The following is a 16,060-nucleotide window of genomic DNA, read 5'->3' on the forward strand; positions in this document are numbered from 1 at the left end:
TCAGTCTTCTAGAACGGGATCGGCGAGGATCGTATCGATCCTCGAGATCTCCTCGTCGCTGAAGTGTGTTGCCGGAACGCTCTCGCCCGCGCGCACGATGGTTCGTGCGGCGGCGATGTTCGCGCGCAGCTGCTGCACGCTCGACGCTCCGACGATCGCGGATGTCACGACGCGCTTGCGCAGAACCCATGCGAGGGCCATTTGTGCGAGGCTCTGCCCGCGGTCGTCGGCGACGCGGCTGAGCGCGCGAACCTTCTCGAGGTAGCGGGGGTCCTTCGCGACGTCTTCCCCGAGGAACACGTTCTGCGCGGCGCGTGATTTCTCGGGAATGCCCGTGAGGTAGCGGTTCGTGAGCAGCCCTTGCGAGAGCGGAGAGAACGCGACGACCCCGATGCCGAGCCGCTCGCATACGCCGAGGAGCGAATCTTCCGCGTGACCGCTCGGGCTCTCCTCGGGGGTGCGGGTGAGCATCGAGTAGCTCGCCTGGTTGACAAGGAGCGGAACACCCATCGTGCGTAGCATCGTTGCAGCCTCGCGGGTTTTTTCGGGGGAGTAGTTTGAGATGCCTGCGTAGAGCGCCTTGCCACTCTTGACGGCGTGCGCGAGTGCCCCCATCGACTCCTCAAGCGGGGTCGAGTCGTCTTGGCGATGGTGGTAGAAGATGTCGACGTAGTCGAGACCGAGGCGCGTGAGCGATTGATCGAGTGAGGCGAGTAGGTACTTTCTGCTGCCGCCATCGCCGTACGGCCCGGGCCACATGCGAAAGCCCGCCTTGGTTGTCACGAGGATTTCATCGCGGTGGGCTGCGAGGTCTTTGCGGAGAATCTCACCGAAGATTTCTTCGGCGCTGCCCGCGGGCGGGCCGTAGTTGTTGGCGAGGTCGAAGTGGGTGATGCCGTGATCGAACGCGTAGTGCACAATCTCGCGCTGGCGCGAGAAGTCTGCTTTGGGACGTTCACGAACGTCGTGTTCGAAGCCGCCTTCGAAGCGTTCGCGTCCAAAGTTGTGCCAGAACCCGAGGGAGATCGGCGGCAGCAGGAGCCCCGAAGTGCCGAGCCGCCGGAAATGCGCGTAGCTTTCTTCATTCATGGTTGCGCGGTTGGTGGGGGTGCTCTCGTTCATGGTGGCCTCCTTGCCGAGAGATGCTTGTGATTCCAGTGTAATGCCCGTCACCGAAGCTTTCGACTCCGCCGCATGTCACACTGTGAACACCTTGCATCAATCGCATAGCCATGCATACGATTGCAAAATGATTCAAACCGGTGAATGTGAGTCCGACGCCAGTGCGGCAACCGTCGGAACCTCCAGGCGCACATTCCTGCGAGCCCTCCCCGCCGCCCTCGTGGCAAGCGCCCTAGTCCCGAGCCTCGGCGCGTGCACGCGCGCTTCCGAAGAGCTGGCGGCTGAAGCGAGCCTCATCCCCGAAGTGGACTTCAGCGGGATCGAGTACCAGGAGGACATCGCCGCACTCCTTCCCGAAGAGATCCGCACGCGAGGCGAACTCGTCAACGGTGCCGAACTGAGCTACGCGCCCGGCGAATTCCTTAGCAACGGCAAGGCGGTCGGCTACGACATCGACCTGCTCACTGCACTCGGCATCGTGTTCGGGCTCAAAACCCGCACCGAATCGGCGGTGTTCTCCCAGATCATCCCCGCGGTGGGAAGCAAGTACGACGTGGGAATCTCCGGCTTCACGGTCAACGAGGAACGGCTCCAAACCGTGACGATGGTGAGCTACTTCGAAGCCGGCATCTCCTACGCGGTCAAGAAAGGCAACCCCTACTCCATCGACCCGCACAAGTTGTGCGGCAAACGCCCCGCGGTGCAGGTTGGCTCCTACCAGGAGGAAATCGCCCTCGCCGCCGATGAGCAGTGCCGCGCCGAAGGCCAACGCCCCGTCGACGTCCTCGCCTACGCCAATAACTCAGACGCCGTCACGAACGTCGCGGGCGGTAAGGCCGATGTGCTCATCGCAGACTCACCCGTCACGAGCTACGCGATCGCGCGTTCGCGCGGAAGCCTCGAACAGGTAGGCGACGTCGAGGAATCGGCACTCAATGGGATCGTCGTCAAAAAGGGCGAAGATCAACTCGCCGAAGCGCTGCGCGCTGCCGTGCAACACCTCATCGACACTGGTGCAATGCGCACCATCATGAGTGCATGGGGCAACGACGCGGGGCTGATCGAGAAAGCAGAGGTCAAAAAGGCATGAATACGAGTATCGATACCCCGATCCCGAACCGGATCCGCGCGAAGCGGGCCCCGAGGCCAGGAACATGGATCGCCGCGGTCATCACCTCGGTCCTCAGCGTGTGGCTCATTGTCTTCGCCGCAGGCAATGAGGTCTTTGAATGGGACGTCGTTGGCACCTACCTCTTCGACGTGAAGGTCGTTCGCGGCGTTGGTTGGACCCTGCTGCTCACGCTCGTGTCGATGATCATCGGCACCATCATCGCCCTCACCGCCGCGATCATGCGCTTGAGCTCCAACCCCGTCCTGCGCGGCGTCTCGTGGGCGTACATCTTCGTGTTCCGCGGCGTGCCCGTCTACACGCAGCTCGTCTTCTGGGGTCTCATCACGGTGATCATCCCGAAGGTCGTGATCGGTGTGCCGTTCGGGCCCGAACTCTTCAGCTTCTCGACGCGAGATTTCTTTACCGCGTTCTGGGCAGCCACGGTCGCACTCGGCCTCAACGAAGGCGCCTACCTCGCGGAAATCATGCGCGCGGGGCTCACGAGCGTCGAGCGTGGCCAAAGCGAGGCCGCGAAATCCCTCGGCATGAAGAACTCGCTCATCCTGCGCAGGATCGTGCTTCCGCAGGCCATGCGCGTGATTATCCCGCCGCTTGGCAACGAAACAATCGGCATGCTCAAGACGACCTCGCTCGTCCTCGCGGTGCCGTTCACGCTCGACCTCACCTACGCATCGAACTCGATCGCGAACCTTCTGTTCAAGCCCGTGCCGATGCTCATCGTCGCAGCGCTGTGGTACCTCGCCGTGACGAGCGTGCTCATGGTGGGCCAGTACTACATCGAGCGCTACTTCGGGCGCGGCTTCGACGATCGCGCCGCGGTGCGCCCCGGCAAACGAGCCTCGCGCCAGGCATCCGTGAACGCGGCCGGCACAACCCCGAAGGACCCGCTGCCGGAGGTTGAGCTGTGAGCGCAGAGGCACATGTGGCAAGAACAGAAAACAGTGGCGAGGAAGGGGACATGACTATGGCGGTAGCGCCGAAGGTTCGGCTCGAGAACATCCATAAGGCATTCGGGGACCTGCACGTCCTACGGGGGGTTGACCTCGAGGTAGGCGACGGGGACGTGTGCGTGCTCATCGGCCCCTCGGGCTCGGGTAAATCCACGCTCCTTCGCTGCATCAACCAACTCGAGGAACCCACGGGCGGGAAAGTCCTGATCGACGGAGAGCTGCAAGGGTACGGTCCGGAACCGCTTGCCGACGGTCGCTGGCAAGAACTTTCCGAAAAGGACATCGCCGCGCAGCGCTCCCGCATCTCGATGGTGTTCCAGCGCTTCAACCTGTTCCCTCACATGACGGCCCTCGAGAACGTGAGCGAAGCCCCAATCCACGTGCGGGGCATGTCGAAAGCCGAGGCCCGGGCACAGGCACTCGAGCTTCTGAAGCGCGTGGGGCTCGGCGACCGCGCCGACCACTATCCGAGCGAGCTCTCAGGCGGGCAGCAGCAGCGCGTCGCAATCGCGCGGGCCCTCGCGATGGAGCCCGAGATCATGCTGTTCGACGAGCCGACATCGGCACTTGACCCCGAACTCGTTGCCGAAGTGCTCCAGGTCCTCAAGGATCTTGCGGCCGAGGGCCAGACCATGGTCGTCGTGACGCACGAGATCGCCTTCGCGCGCGAGGTTGCCGACCACGTCGTATTCATGGACGGCGGTAAGGCGGTCGAGGCTGGGTCGCCGAGCGAGATCCTCGATAACCCGCGCTCGGAGCGGCTCAAGGCATTCCTCGCGAGCGTGCTGTAGGGGCGGCGCGACACCCCTGTGACTACGCGAGAGGGAGCCTCGGCACTTGTGCTCTAGCGCGCGAGGCTCGAGGCGCGCGCGATGATGTCTGCCGCGGTCACTCCAAGCTTGTCGCCGCTGTAGCGCAAGTGGCGGTGAGGCAAGTGAACGATCAAATCGCTCCTGCCAATCCCGCGAAACGTGGCCTTGTCGAGACGCACATCGCTCCACGGGTAGGTCTCGTAGCGTCCCGGGTCTGCGACGAGGCCGAGATATTCGGGGTCAATCCACAGTCCGACACCGTCGATCGCACGACCCCACTCGTAGGCCTCCGCGCCCGTTGGCGCCAAGGGTGGACTGGGCGGGTTCTCGCGACGCGAAAGAAACACTCGATCGTAGAGGTTGCGACCGTCTCGGTAGAACACGTACCCGAGGAGTGCAAAAACCGTTCCCGAGGAGACGAGTGAAATGAAAAAGATGTGGATTCCGAACGCCTTCTTCAAGGCGATGTCCGCGAGAACTCCCGCGATGAGGAGCGTAACGAGCGCGGTCACGTGCCGCGCACAAAACGCGAGGAGGGCCTGCCAGTAGCGGCGGGTGCGCGCCTCGCGCGGACTCGCGGCGTCGGCGAGACCGCCATCGTTGTAGCGGACGGTAAAGGTTCTCTCGCCCATGCCTGCCCCTCTCTCCACCCTGATTTTAGTGGTGGCCGAGGATCCCGATCGCGCGTGCCGCCCGAATAAGGCCAAAACCATCGGGTGCGCTGACCCACGGCACCCCTTGGCGCTCGTGCACGCTCTCGAGAGCAGTCCCGGGCGCGTGCGTGGAGCTGGCGCTGGCAGTACCGTTTGAGGAAGGCCCGACGGATGCCGGGCGATCGTCGGAACCCTTTAGGCCAATCGTGCTGCGCCACACCTTCGGTACGGCATCCACGAGGGCGCGCCCGAGGGCACCGATCGACGCGAGGGGGCGTTCGGCGCCGTGAGCGAGGTCCTGCTCGTTGTCGGTGAGTTCGCGGATAGCTACCGCGGCGACCGATTCCGGATGTTCATCGACCACGCTTCCGTAGATCGAGGGGTCGTGCTGACCGTCGTCGCCCACGAGGAGCCAGCGCGTGTTCGGGAACATCTCGCGCAGGGCGGCGAGAGTCGTGAGCTTGTGGCGTGTGCCCGAGCGGAAGAAGCCCGTGTTGGTGGGGCCCCAGTCGGTGAGGAGAAGCGGGCCGGCAGGGTACCCGTTCTTGAAGAGGAAGCGTTCGAGCACGGGCGCGACGTTCCACGCTCCCGTCGAGAGGTATATGAACGGGGTGTTCTCACCGTAGTGGCGGCGAAGCTGCTGGTAGAAAACGGCCATTCCGGGAACGATGCGGCGGGAGGCCTGGGAGATCACGAAGGCGTTCCACCCGGCGATGAGGGGGCGGGGCAGGAGCGTGATGAGGACCGTGTCGTCGATGTCGCTGACAACCGCGATTTCTTGCGCCTCATCATCGAAAACGTGGACGTTCGCCGTGACGGTGTTTGTACCATCGGTGCTGAGGGAGAGCTCGTGGATGCCGGGGGCGAGCTCTACGCCAATGATCTCGTCGATAATGCCGGAGCGGTCAGCGTACGTCTCAAAGACCTGTGGGCCCTTGGCGGTGCTCACGGTGACCGTAACTCGAACGTGCGGGTCGATCTGCGACGTGAAATTCCGAAAGCCGCGCCGCGCAAGCGAGCGCATGTCGTAGACCGGAGGATCGAAATGATCCGGGCGCGTACCGGCGCCCGCGAAGAGAACGCGCCCGAGCACGCGTACTTTTGTGGGGGAGCCGTACGCGGTATACGGCTGGATGCGCGCTTCGTAGCCGAGGGCGCGCAACACACGGGCGATTGCGGTGTTCTTTTTATCTTCGAGGCGCGCCGACCAGTGGGGACGATCCAGTCGCGAGAACGCGTATGAACCCAACGCGCACCTCCATGCACTTCAGATCGCGGCAAAGGCCCCCGGTGGGAGCCTCCCCATCCTAGTAGACGCGCCGGGTACGACCCTTAACGCTCGCGCCAAAAATGCGGCAAGATAGGGGCGTGAGCAAGTACCGAGTGTTGACAGTGTGCACGGCGAACATCTGCCGTTCGCCCGCGGCCGCCGTCATGCTCAAGACTGGCCTCGAGCAGGCCGGGCTCGCGGGTCTTGTCGAGGTTGAAAGCGCGGGAACCACGTACGAATCCGAAGGGTTCCCCATGGACGATCGCATCGTCGTTGCCCTCGAGCGCGCTGGCTATAGCCCGGATGCGCATGCAGCCCGCACCGTTCCCGTCCACCAGCTCGGCGAATGGGACCTCGTGCTCACGATGAGCACGAAACACCTCGCGGAAATGACGCGCAAACTCGAGGCGATTCCCGAAGGCGTCGAGCCGCCCACGCTTCACATGTGGGGCGAATTCGATCCGGCGAAACCGGCAGTTGCTGAACCCGAGGATCTCGAGGTTCCCGATCCGTTCTACGAGAGCCAGAAGTTTTTCGACCGCACCGTGCTCAAGATGGAGCGAGCGGTCCCGTCGATCCTGCTATTCATCAAGTCGCGCCTTCGTGAGCGCGGCGAGATCGCCTAGGCCGGATCGCGCTGCCCTTGCCTGAACAAGGCTGACTCGCGGGCCCCTACGGTCACTTTGCGCGCGCCCTGAGCGTGAGGGCACCAAGACCGCCGGCAACACCAACGCCTACCGCGACCGTACTCGCGAGGATGGTTTTGAGTGTGCCGAGGGCGCTGCCATCGGGGTTGGTCCACACGGAAAGAATCGTGTCGACCTTCTCTTCGTCGGCACCGAGAACGTCATCTGCTGGCGGAGTTGAACCGTCGGTGGGGGCCTGCGTGGGGTTGAGGCGAACGCCAGGTGGGGCGGTTTGCGATTCCTCGGTCGTGGGAACGGTGAGGGCGGGGATCTCAGTTTGTTGGCTCGTCGGAGCCGGCGCGAGAGCGAGTCCCGAAGTCTCTTGTTCGGGCACGAGCAGCGGCGCGGGGGAGTCGAGTGGGGGTTCGGCCGCCGGTGCGGACCCGGCATTGATTTCGGATTCAGTGGTGTGCTCGGGCGCGAGATCCGGTGCAAGAGACTCGGGGCGCTCGTGCGGTGAGGAGGCGACGGCCGGGGCGTCCGTAGGAAGTTGCTCAGACTCAGGCTCAGGCTTAGGGCTCGGCTGTGGGGCGGGCTCCGCCGACGGTTCCGGGGTGGGTGCTGGCTCCGGGGTGGGTTGTTCCGTGGGGTCCGGTGATGGTTCTGGTTTGGGCGTGGGTTCTGGCGTTGGTGTGTCCGTGGGGTCTGCGGTGGGTGCCGGTTCAGGGGTGGGTTGTTCCGTGGGATCCGGTGACGGTTCTGGTTCGGGCTCGGGCAGCGGTGCGTCCGTGGGGTCTACGGTCGGTTTTGGCTCCGGGGTGGGTTCCGGCTCCGGGGCTGGCTGCTCCGTGGGGTCCGCAGTGGGTGCTGGCTCCGGGGCGGGTTCTTCCGTGGGATCCGGTGACGGTTCTGGTTCGGGCTCGGGCGCGGGGGGCCAGAGAAAGCACGGATCCTCACCCGGGTGCTCAATCCACCACTTCACCCAGCGGAAGCCCGCGAAGAAGAAGTATTCCTCACCCGGCACAACGCACTTGGGGGCATCGGGCTCAGCCGGCTCAGCGCCGCTCGTGGGGCTGTCAGAGGCAGAAGGTGCCGACGGTTGCGTAGAATCGCCCGCCGCGAAGGCTAGAGGCGCTGCCGGGATTCCCGACAGTGAAAGTGCCAACGCGATCGCGCCCACGCGCGCGGCACGGCGGCGATGTCGGGACTGGAAACTGCGTGCCGGCGCGTGGTGCGCTGTGCGGCGCGCGCCGGTTCGTGAAATGGACATGCAGTCTCCCCGGGAAAGAGCGATGTAGAGCGCGAAAATGGCGGCGCGAGAATCGCGCAACGGTGACTAGGGTACGCGCCAGTAAGTGTGTATGTCACCCCTGTTATCGTTTTGTAATAAAAACTGGACCGATTGGTGCATAAATCGTCATCGCTTCGTCGCGAAATCGGGAGTGCCCGTTCACCCGGACACTCCCGATTCTCTGAAAAAGAGGCGCTGAGAAGGGCTTATTCGTTCAAAGCGGCATCGACAACGTCCTTGGCTGCGGCCTGGACGTTCTTGAGGTGATCTTCGCCCTTGAAAGATTCGGCGTAGATCTTGTAGATGTCCTCGGTGCCCGAGGGGCGCGCCGCGAACCATGCGTTCTCAGTCGTGACCTTGAGACCACCGATCGGATCACCCGAAGGGGCACTCGTCATGATCGCCGTGATCTCTTCGCCTGCGACGCTCGTGGCACTGACAGCCTCGGGAGAGAGGTTCTTGAGTTTCGCCTTCGCCTCGCGATCGGCCGGTGCGGAGATTCGCGCGTAGGCGCTCGCCCCGAATTCCTCAACGAGGTCGCAAAGATGCTCGTGCGGGTTTTTGCCCGTGACGGCCGTGATTTCCGAGGCGAGCAGGGCGAGGATGATGCCGTCCTTGTCGGTCGTCCACACATCGCCGTTCATGCGCAGGAACGATGCCCCCGCGCTTTCCTCTCCGCCGAAGCCCACTGACGAGTCGAGCAGGCCGGGCACGAACCACTTGAAGCCCACGGGAACCTCGAGCACCTCGCGGCGGATCTTTGCGCCGACGCGGTCAATGAGGGAACTCGAGACGAGGGTCTTGCCGATCTTGGCGTTGCTCGGCCATTCGGGGCGGTTATTGAACAGGTAGGTGATGGCAACCGCGAGGTAGTGGTTGGGGTTCATGAGACCGCCCTGTGGCGTGACGATGCCGTGGCGATCAGAATCCGTATCGTTACCCGTTGCGATATCAAACTTTTCGCGCTGCTCGAGAACCGAGGCCATTGCCCACGGGCTCGAACAGTCCATGCGGATGATGCCGTCGGCATCAAGGGTCATGAACGAGAACGTCGGATCGACCTCGGGGTTGACAACCGTGAGGTCGAGCCCGTGACGCTCGGCGATGCGGGCCCAGTATTCAACGGCCGCGCCACCGAGAGGATCGGCGCCGATTCGCACCCCTGCTTTCGCGATAGCCTCGAGGTTCACAACGGAAGGAAGGTCCTCGACGTAAGTCGTCGTGAAGTCGTAGCGCCCGGCGCCCTCAACCGCCTTCGCCGCACTGACGCGGCGTACCTCGCGAAGCCCGCCCGCGAGGATCTCGTTCGCACGATTAGCGATCCAGGACGTCGCGTCGGTGCCCGCGGGGCCGCCATGCGGCGGGTTGTACTTGAAGCCGCCGTCGCGTGGGGGGTTGTGGCTCGGCGTTACGACGATGCCATCGGCGCGCGACTCATCGCTCGCGCTCTTGCCGCGATTGTGCACGAGAATCGCGTGTGAAACAGCCGGCGTAGGCGTGTACCCATCGCTCGAGTCAATGAGCACGGTGACGTCGTTGCCCACGAGCACCTCGAGGGCGGTGTCGAACGCGGGCTTGCTCAATACGTGGGTATCGCGCCCCATGAAGAGCGGGCCGCGAATGCCCTGTCCCGCACGGTACTCCACGATCGCCTGCGTCGTGGCTGCGATGTGGTCCTCATTGAACGCAGTATCGAGAGAGCTCCCGCGGTGCCCGGAGGTTCCGAAGCTCACCGCCTGATCGGGGTTCTCTGGATCCGGCTGCAGCGAATAGTAGGCGTCGACAACCGCGGCCGGGTCGATCAGGTCGGAAGGAAGCGGGAGCTTCCCCGCCCGTTCGTGAACCATGGAAAACTCCTTAGTGCCTTTGTGCCCTCACGGGCGCTTTTAGTTCCTGCTGCGGCCGATCGCGCGAACAATCATGACGACGACACCAACAAAGAAGAGAAGGCCGCCGATGAGACCAGTAACGAGTGCGCCGATGCCCCAGCCGATGCCGCCACCAACCATGTTGATCGGGTTGATCGGGCCGATGACGGAGACGGCGGCGCTGACGTTCTCGCACGTGAGCGTGCCCTTGCCACTGACATTGTTAGCGAGGAACGAGTCCTTGTACGGCACGTACTTTTGGCCGTTGATGTCGAGGGAGTCGCTATCCGACGCATCTGTCTGAGCTTCGAGTTCAGTGCCGTCTTCGAGGACGGCCTTACAGGTGGCGTTGTCTTTATCGGCTTCCGGGATGTAGAGGGCCAGAACCTCGAAGCCGTCGACCTCAAAGTCATACGTGGCTTTGCCACCCTCGAACTTGCTGTTGGTCTTTTCGAGCGAGCTGAGGTCGCCTATCTCATCCATGAGACCAGCACCCGTGCGCCATATCGCAATCCCGCCAAGGATGAGCGAAATAACAAGGAACGCAACGCCGATGAGCGTGAGCACAATTCCGATAGGCTTCTGCTTGGGCTTGAGTGCTGCGCCTCCATAGTTCTGAGGGGTGCCATAGCCGCCAAAGGCCCCCTGCGGCGCCTGGGGCGTGTATTGAGGCTGCGAGTACTGCTGACTGTGCTGCTGATACTGCTGACCGTTCTGCGAGTACTGCGGTGAGCTCTGGTACTGGTTCGACCCCTGCGCCTCGGGGGCGCTCGGTTGGCCATAGGGGGAGTACTGGCCGGATGCTTCGTTTGCGCTCTGCCCGTATGTGGGGCGCGGGCGATCATTGCCGTTGAAGGGATCGGACACGTGTGCCTCCGTATGAAGTAGGGACCGCGATCACGGGCGTGACGCTCTGCACGCATAGCCTACAAGGTTGCCCTTGCAGCAATGTGGAAACGCAGGCAAGCGTTTAGGGGAGGGCGAGCACAACCGTGCCCCACGCGAGCCCCGCACAAGCGAGGGGCGTCAGTATCCACCACAGGGCGATGCGCCCGAAGACCTGCCATGCGACAGACTTCTTCGAGGTCGCGAGCGAGGATCCAACGATCGATCCTACGATCGTGAACGACGACGACATCGGGAATCCGAGCCACACGCTCACGGTGTAGAGCAGCGCGGCGGTCGACGTTTCCGCTGCGAGACCCTGACTCACCGTGAGGTCAGTCAGGCGTCGGCCAAGAGTGCGAACGATCTCGCGCCCACCCATAAACGTGCCGAGCGCCATCGCACTTGAAAGCAACACCGCGATCCACAGCGGAAGCGCGGCCATGCCCGCGTGAGAAGAAAGGAGGTGACCGAGGGAGCCGTCGGACTCAGGACCCGGCGGGTGCGAACCGAGCGTTCCTTGCTCGCCAAGTCCTGCGAACGCGACAACGACGATTCCGAGCGGGAGTCGAATGTTGCTGAGTCCGTGGCCGAAAGCGACGAGCCCCGCGGTAAGGGTTTGCGTCCAACGCACCGTTTCTGCCGTGAGACGGCGCTTGGATTGCAGCCCACTCACGGCGCGCGTGAGAAGGAAGCTCAACGCGAAGCCGAGAAGCGGCCCGATGAATACGGGGATGAAGAGCAAGGCGATACCGCCGAGCTGGCGCACGTCGGCAAGCGCTCCCGCGAAGGCGCCCACGAGTGACGCGAGGGTCGTCACCCAACCCGAAAGGGGGATACCGCGCCACCACCCGATCAGGAGACATACGATTGCGGTCGAAAGACCACACGCGAGCGCGAGTCCAAGAGTACGAGGCTCATCAAACAGGGCTTCGGGAACACCCACGACTCTCACGAGTGAGAGATGCAGAAACGCAACGCTCACGAGGCCAAACATCGCGCCGGCGCCGTTCATGATCGCCGCGTAGGCGAGGGCAAGTCTCTCTGGGAGCACGCGCGTCACAATCGTGGTTGTGACCGCGTTCGAGGCGTCCTGGGCTCCATTGACGGACGCCCACAGGCCCGAGAGTGCAACGATGCTCCAGGCGAGCATCAGACGTCCTTGACGCGCAGCAAATCGACGCAGCGCGAAAGGTCCTGGAACGCGAGTAGTACGCGCTCGAGCGCGCCGATCACTTCGCGCGAGCGCGCGGCTGTGGGAAAGCTCGAAGGGGTGGAACAGTCGTCCCATAACTCGGCGATTGCGGTGCGGGAATGCTCGGAAGCGTGGGTCGTGAGTCGCCGCATATCCTCGTCGAAGCCGGAAAGCTGCTTCGGGTTCTCGAGCTTCCACGCGCATTGCACGACGAGTTCTGATGCGCGTTCAATGATCGAGAGAATCTCGAGAAGCCGCTTCGGAAGCTTGTCAATCTTGAGCCTCAAGGTGAGATCAGCCGTGCGTTCCATTTCGTTGACGCACAGTTTCATGGCGGCGGCGACGCCGTGAAGGGCATCGGCCTGGAAAGGCGTGATGAGACTTGTGGCGAGCCTGTTCGCGATCCTGTGGTTCAGCTCGGCCGCATCGATCATGTGCGTTTGGAGGCGGTCGAATGCCGAGGACCGACCCTCTCCTTCGAGGGCGAGACTCTCCGCTAGAGTCTCTGCGCTGACCTGTACGCATTGCGCGAGGTCCGTGAAGATGTGATACACGGACTTTTCGCGAGGAGGGGAAAACAGCGGCATGGCCTCAGGGTACCGCTCGAACGTAACGAAATTGGGCGTGGAGAGGGTCGAACACCTCACGAAGAGGGGTGAAGCGCCGGACCGGGGGCGCCTGTCGGCGCGAAGGCCGCTCGTAGCGGCAAATGTTGGAGCCCGGGGCCACCGCGGCCCGGCGCGCACACAAGCCTAACAGTGAAGGGGGTATGTGCTTCAACCCCACGAATTGGCTGCTACGCGAGCGTGCCGGCCGCTGCTGATCGGGCTGCCTCGTTGAGTGCCTCGCCGGTTTTGAGGAGACGATCGGCGCGCTTGGTGAGCTCCTCGGGCGTCGCGGGGGTCCCGAATGAACGCGCGAGTTCGGTGCGAGAGGCGGGGGAGTCGGCGGCGTGGGCCGATCCGTAAGCGGCGAGCATCGCGACGGCCGCCGCGCGCGAGAGCGCCACCGAAAGATCGCCCGTGAATGCGCCCGAGAGAATCGCATCGAGCGTCACGCGCATCGAATCGATCGTGGGCGGATCGCTAAACCCTACGAGGTAGGTGAGGCCCGGCGCCGTGGATTGGCCAAGCTCGAACAGGCGCCGAACCTCGTCGGTATCGCGCTGAACCCACGTGTGCAGGACGTACAGTCGCCACAGGGCGCCCGGAAGCGAGGCCGGTTCCGCCCCGGACCACAGCGCAGCGAGATCCTCGAGACCCTCCCGCTCAACAAGTTTCAGCACGCGCTCGACAACCTCGGGTCGGGCATTTTCGCGCGTCTCCCGCAGGAGCGCCGCGGCGCTCTCGTGCGCCGCCTGATTCTTGAGGGCAGGATCGACACCTCCTTCGATCGCCTCTTGACGCTGGGGGGACAGAGATGCTGGACGCCTAAACTGTGCCATGCGTCAACCCTACCCGCGACGGTTCACACCGCCTTTGGGTACGGTAGTTCCGACGGTTGCCGGCCACCGTCGGACCCCACCCCCTTGGCCCCACCCGAAGGAGACGCCGTGGAAGCCTTCATGATGACCCTTAGCTCCGGCGTGGTGAGCGGAGTGCGCCCGTACCTCATGCTGCTCGTGCTCGGCCTCGCGGGACGCTTTCTCGAGGTGCAGGAGATTCCCCAGGTGATGCAGCGCACCGACGTTCTGGTGATTGCCGCGATTCTCGTGATCGTGGATTTTCTCGCGGATAAGGTGCAGTTTCTCGATTCGGTGTGGGATGGCATCAACACCGTCGTGCGGCCCGTGGCCGGCGGCGCGATCGGCTTCCTGCTTGGTGGGGAGACGGACACGACGACCGCGGTGGTCTACGCGGCTGTGGGCACGTTTGCGGCACTTGGCACGCACGGCGCGAAAGCTGCGACTCGCGCGGCGGTCAACGTCTCTCCCGAGCCTGTCTCGAACGTGGTCGTAAGCGTGATCGAGGATATTGCTGCCGTGATCCTCGCGATTTTCGCGGTGCTGCTGCCGATCCTTGCGGGCATCGCCGCGGTGTTCATCCTGATCGCGGCGGTGGTCGCGATCGTCGTGCTCGTGCGGTTCGTGCGTCGATGGCGTGGACGCCGTGCTGCAACGAAAGGGGCGACACCCGAAGGCGCCGCCCCTCACGTGAACTAGCGACTAGATCAGACCGCGCCGCTTGAGCAGCGGCTCGTACTGGGCCTCGCGACCCGTCATATCCTTGAAGGCTTCGGGGATCGGGCGCGTTGCGCCGATCGAGAGCACGTAGGCGCGGAACTTGTCGCCGTTTTCGCGCGTGAGCCCGCCGTTCTCTTCGTACCAGGCGACCGTGTCCGCGTCGAACACCTCAGCCCACAGGTATGAGTAGTAGCCGGCCGCGTAGCCGCCCGAGAACGTGTGGTTGAGATAGCTCGTGCGGTAGCGCGACTCGACGAGCGGATGCATGAGGCCCGCGTCCTCGAGCGAGGCCTGCTCGAACACGACCGGATCCTCGATCGGCTCGGCCTCGAGGGAGGCGGGGAGGCGGTGCCATGCCCAGTCGAGTGCGGCGGCGCGCAGATACTCGACCGTGCCGAAGCCCTCGCCCCACTGCTGCGAGGCGGTCACGGCATCGATGAGCTCCTGCGGCACGACCTCTCCGGTTTCGACGTGCTTGGCGTAGTTCGGCAGGATCTCCGGGTGGAACATCCACATCTCGTTGACCTGGCTCGGGTACTCGACGATGTCGCGCTCGACGCTGAGGCCCGAGAGGGTCTCATACGCGACGTTCGAGAAGAGGCCGTGGAGGGCGTGGCCGAACTCGTGGAAGAGCGTGCTCACTTCGTCGAGGGACACGAGCGCTACATCGCCATCGGCGGGTGCGCTGATGTTGAGGTTGTTGACGACGACGGGCTTCGTGCCCTCCGCGAGCGACTGATCGACAATGTTGTTCATCCACGCGCCACCGCGCTTCGTCTCGCGCGTGAAGTAGTCGCCGAGGAACAGGCCGAGCCCCTCGCCGCTCGCGTCGAAGACCTCCCAGACCTTGACCTCGGGATGATAACCCACGAGGTCTTCGCGGCGCTTAAAGGTAATGCCATAGAGCCTTTCGGCGGCGTAGAACACGCCGTCCTCAACAACGCGATCAAGCGCGAAGTAGGGGCGAAGTGCCGCGGTATCCACGCTGAACTCTTCGGCCTTGACCTTGTCGCTGTAGAAGGCCCAGTCCCACGGCTCGAGAGTGTCGATGCCATCCTGTTTTGCGCGGACCGCGATCTTTTCGGCCTCGCGGTTGGCGTTCGCCATCGCGGGTGCGCTCGTCTTCGCGAACAGTTCATCGACGGCCGCGGCGGTCCGGGCCGTGCGGTCGGCAACGGCGAGCGAGGCGAAATCCTCGAAGCCGAGCATCGCCGCCTTGCGGGCGCGCAGCGCCGCAATCTCTGCGGCCATCTGCCACGTGCGGTCGCCGCGCTCGACGCTTGCTTCGTAGAGGCGCTTGCGCACGTCGCGGTTCGTGAGGGAACTGAGCGCCGGCTGGTTCGTCGGGAGAATGAAGGTGAGCAGCCAACCTTCGCGGCCGGCTTCCTTCGCGGCGCGCGCCGCGGCGGCCTTTGAATCCTCGCTCAGCCCCGCCAGTTCCTCCTCGCACGTGAGGTGAAGAGCCGCGGCATTCATGTCCCGCGTGACCTGCTGGCTGAACTCCGTTTGCGCCTTGGAAATTTCGAGGTTGAGCTTCGCGAGCTCTTCGCGCTGCTCCTCGCTCAGGGCCGCGCCCGCGAGAGTGAAACGCTGATGGAACCTCTCCGTGAGTCGCACCTGTTCGGCGTCGAGCCCCGCCTCCTCGCGGGCCTCGTACACGGCGTTGAGGCGTTCGAAGATCTGCGGGTTGAGGTGCAGCTCGTTATCGAGCTCCGTGAGGAGCTCAGACACCTTCGACTCGATCTCAAGGAGCGGTTCGGTGCCGTCGGCGCTCGCGATGTTGTAGAACACGATCGCGGCGCGGTTCAGGGTGCGGCTCGGTTGATCGAGCACCGCGACGACGTTCTCGAAGGTGGGCTCCGAGGTGTCGTTCGCGATCGAAGCGTAGGCCTCGCGCGCTTCGCGAATACCCTGCTCGATCGCGGGCAGGTAGTGTTCGTCGCGGATCGCGGCGAAGTCGGGAAGGTTGTAGGGGAGGCTTGAGGCCTCGAGGAGCGGATTGGACGTCGCTGTTGCTTCTTCACTCATGCGGTAACCGTACCGAACGCCTACCCGCCGCGCACCGGTGTACCAC

At 63.9% G+C, this 16,060-nt stretch carries 15 protein-coding genes; 5 read left to right on the plus strand and 10 right to left on the minus strand.

Annotated elements, in window-relative coordinates; all coding sequences use genetic code 11:
- On the minus strand, positions 1-1,122 hold the full coding sequence (locus FXY94_RS04305; RefSeq protein ID WP_016663795.1) for an aldo/keto reductase: 1,122 nt from the start codon (positions 1,120-1,122) through the stop codon (positions 1-3).
- Positions 1,123-1,249: 127 nt separating this feature from the next.
- Here FXY94_RS04305 and FXY94_RS04310 point away from each other — a divergent pair, with 127 nt between their 5' ends.
- Genes FXY94_RS04310 through FXY94_RS04320 form a run of 3 tightly spaced genes read left to right on the plus strand, consistent with a single transcriptional unit; the run spans position 1,250 to position 3,995 of the window.
- Positions 1,250-2,212, plus strand: coding sequence for an ABC transporter substrate-binding protein (locus tag FXY94_RS04310; RefSeq protein ID WP_016663796.1), 963 nt, complete (start codon positions 1,250-1,252; stop codon positions 2,210-2,212).
- Positions 2,209-3,162, plus strand: coding sequence for an amino acid ABC transporter permease (locus FXY94_RS04315; RefSeq protein WP_016663797.1), 954 nt, complete (start codon positions 2,209-2,211; stop codon positions 3,160-3,162). The genes FXY94_RS04310 and FXY94_RS04315 overlap by 4 nt, the downstream gene beginning before the upstream one ends.
- Positions 3,163-3,212: 50 nt before the next feature.
- Positions 3,213-3,995 carry an amino acid ABC transporter ATP-binding protein gene (locus tag FXY94_RS04320; RefSeq protein WP_040386446.1) on the plus strand — a complete coding sequence of 261 codons (783 nt, stop codon included), beginning with the start codon at positions 3,213-3,215 and terminating at the stop codon, positions 3,993-3,995.
- 53 nt (positions 3,996-4,048) lie between these two features.
- Here the strand turns inward: FXY94_RS04320 and FXY94_RS04325 are convergent, their stop codons facing one another.
- On the minus strand, positions 4,049-4,648 hold the full coding sequence (locus FXY94_RS04325) for a hypothetical protein (RefSeq protein ID WP_016663799.1): 600 nt from the start codon (positions 4,646-4,648) through the stop codon (positions 4,049-4,051).
- Positions 4,649-4,673: 25 nt separating this feature from the next.
- On the minus strand, positions 4,674-5,918 hold the full coding sequence (locus FXY94_RS04330) for an App1 family protein (protein WP_016663800.1): 1,245 nt from the start codon (positions 5,916-5,918) through the stop codon (positions 4,674-4,676).
- Between the two features lie 119 nt (positions 5,919-6,037).
- Between FXY94_RS04330 and FXY94_RS04335 the strand changes: the two genes are divergently transcribed.
- Positions 6,038-6,565, plus strand: a complete 528-nt coding sequence (locus tag FXY94_RS04335; RefSeq protein ID WP_101686629.1) for an arsenate reductase/protein-tyrosine-phosphatase family protein — start codon at positions 6,038-6,040, stop codon at positions 6,563-6,565.
- Between the two features lie 52 nt (positions 6,566-6,617).
- On the opposite strand, the gene FXY94_RS04340 is transcribed toward FXY94_RS04335, so the two are convergent.
- The 6 genes from FXY94_RS04340 to FXY94_RS04360 form a co-directional block, all read right to left on the minus strand.
- Complete coding sequence (locus tag FXY94_RS04340) at positions 6,618-7,835, minus strand: hypothetical protein (RefSeq protein WP_016663802.1); 1,218 nt, start codon at positions 7,833-7,835, stop codon at positions 6,618-6,620.
- A 227-nt stretch (positions 7,836-8,062) separates the two neighbouring features.
- Positions 8,063-9,703, minus strand: a complete 1,641-nt coding sequence (pgm, locus tag FXY94_RS04345; RefSeq protein ID WP_016663803.1) for a phosphoglucomutase (alpha-D-glucose-1,6-bisphosphate-dependent) — start codon at positions 9,701-9,703, stop codon at positions 8,063-8,065.
- Positions 9,704-9,742: 39 nt separating this feature from the next.
- A complete protein-coding gene (locus tag FXY94_RS04350) occupies positions 9,743-10,591 on the minus strand; it encodes a hypothetical protein (RefSeq protein ID WP_016663804.1) in 849 nt (282 codons plus the stop codon).
- Positions 10,592-10,694: 103 nt separating this feature from the next.
- A complete protein-coding gene (locus FXY94_RS04355) occupies positions 10,695-11,762 on the minus strand; it encodes an inorganic phosphate transporter (RefSeq protein WP_016663805.1) in 1,068 nt (355 codons plus the stop codon).
- The gene (locus tag FXY94_RS10790) at positions 11,762-12,391 is read right to left on the minus strand and encodes a DUF47 domain-containing protein (protein WP_034371845.1); all 630 of its coding nucleotides are present in this window, start codon (positions 12,389-12,391) and stop codon (positions 11,762-11,764) included. Before FXY94_RS10790 ends, FXY94_RS04355 begins: the two co-directional genes overlap by 1 nt.
- Positions 12,392-12,600: 209 nt before the next feature.
- Positions 12,601-13,248 (minus strand): hypothetical protein, encoded by a 648-nt coding sequence (locus FXY94_RS04360; protein WP_016663807.1) that lies wholly within the window; start codon positions 13,246-13,248, stop codon positions 12,601-12,603.
- Positions 13,249-13,356: 108 nt separating this feature from the next.
- On the opposite strand from FXY94_RS04360, the gene FXY94_RS04365 reads away from it, so the two are divergent.
- On the plus strand, positions 13,357-13,965 hold the full coding sequence (locus FXY94_RS04365; RefSeq protein WP_016663808.1) for a DUF4126 domain-containing protein: 609 nt from the start codon (positions 13,357-13,359) through the stop codon (positions 13,963-13,965).
- Between the two features lie 3 nt (positions 13,966-13,968).
- Here FXY94_RS04365 and FXY94_RS04370 read toward each other — a convergent pair whose 3' ends face one another.
- Positions 13,969-16,014 (minus strand): M3 family metallopeptidase, encoded by a 2,046-nt coding sequence (locus FXY94_RS04370; RefSeq protein ID WP_016663809.1) that lies wholly within the window; start codon positions 16,012-16,014, stop codon positions 13,969-13,971.
- Positions 16,015-16,060: the final 46 nt, after the last annotated feature.

Source organism: Dermabacter jinjuensis, from assembly GCF_902381725.1.
In the GTDB taxonomy this organism is placed as follows: Bacteria; Actinomycetota; Actinomycetes; order Actinomycetales; family Dermabacteraceae; genus Dermabacter; species Dermabacter hominis.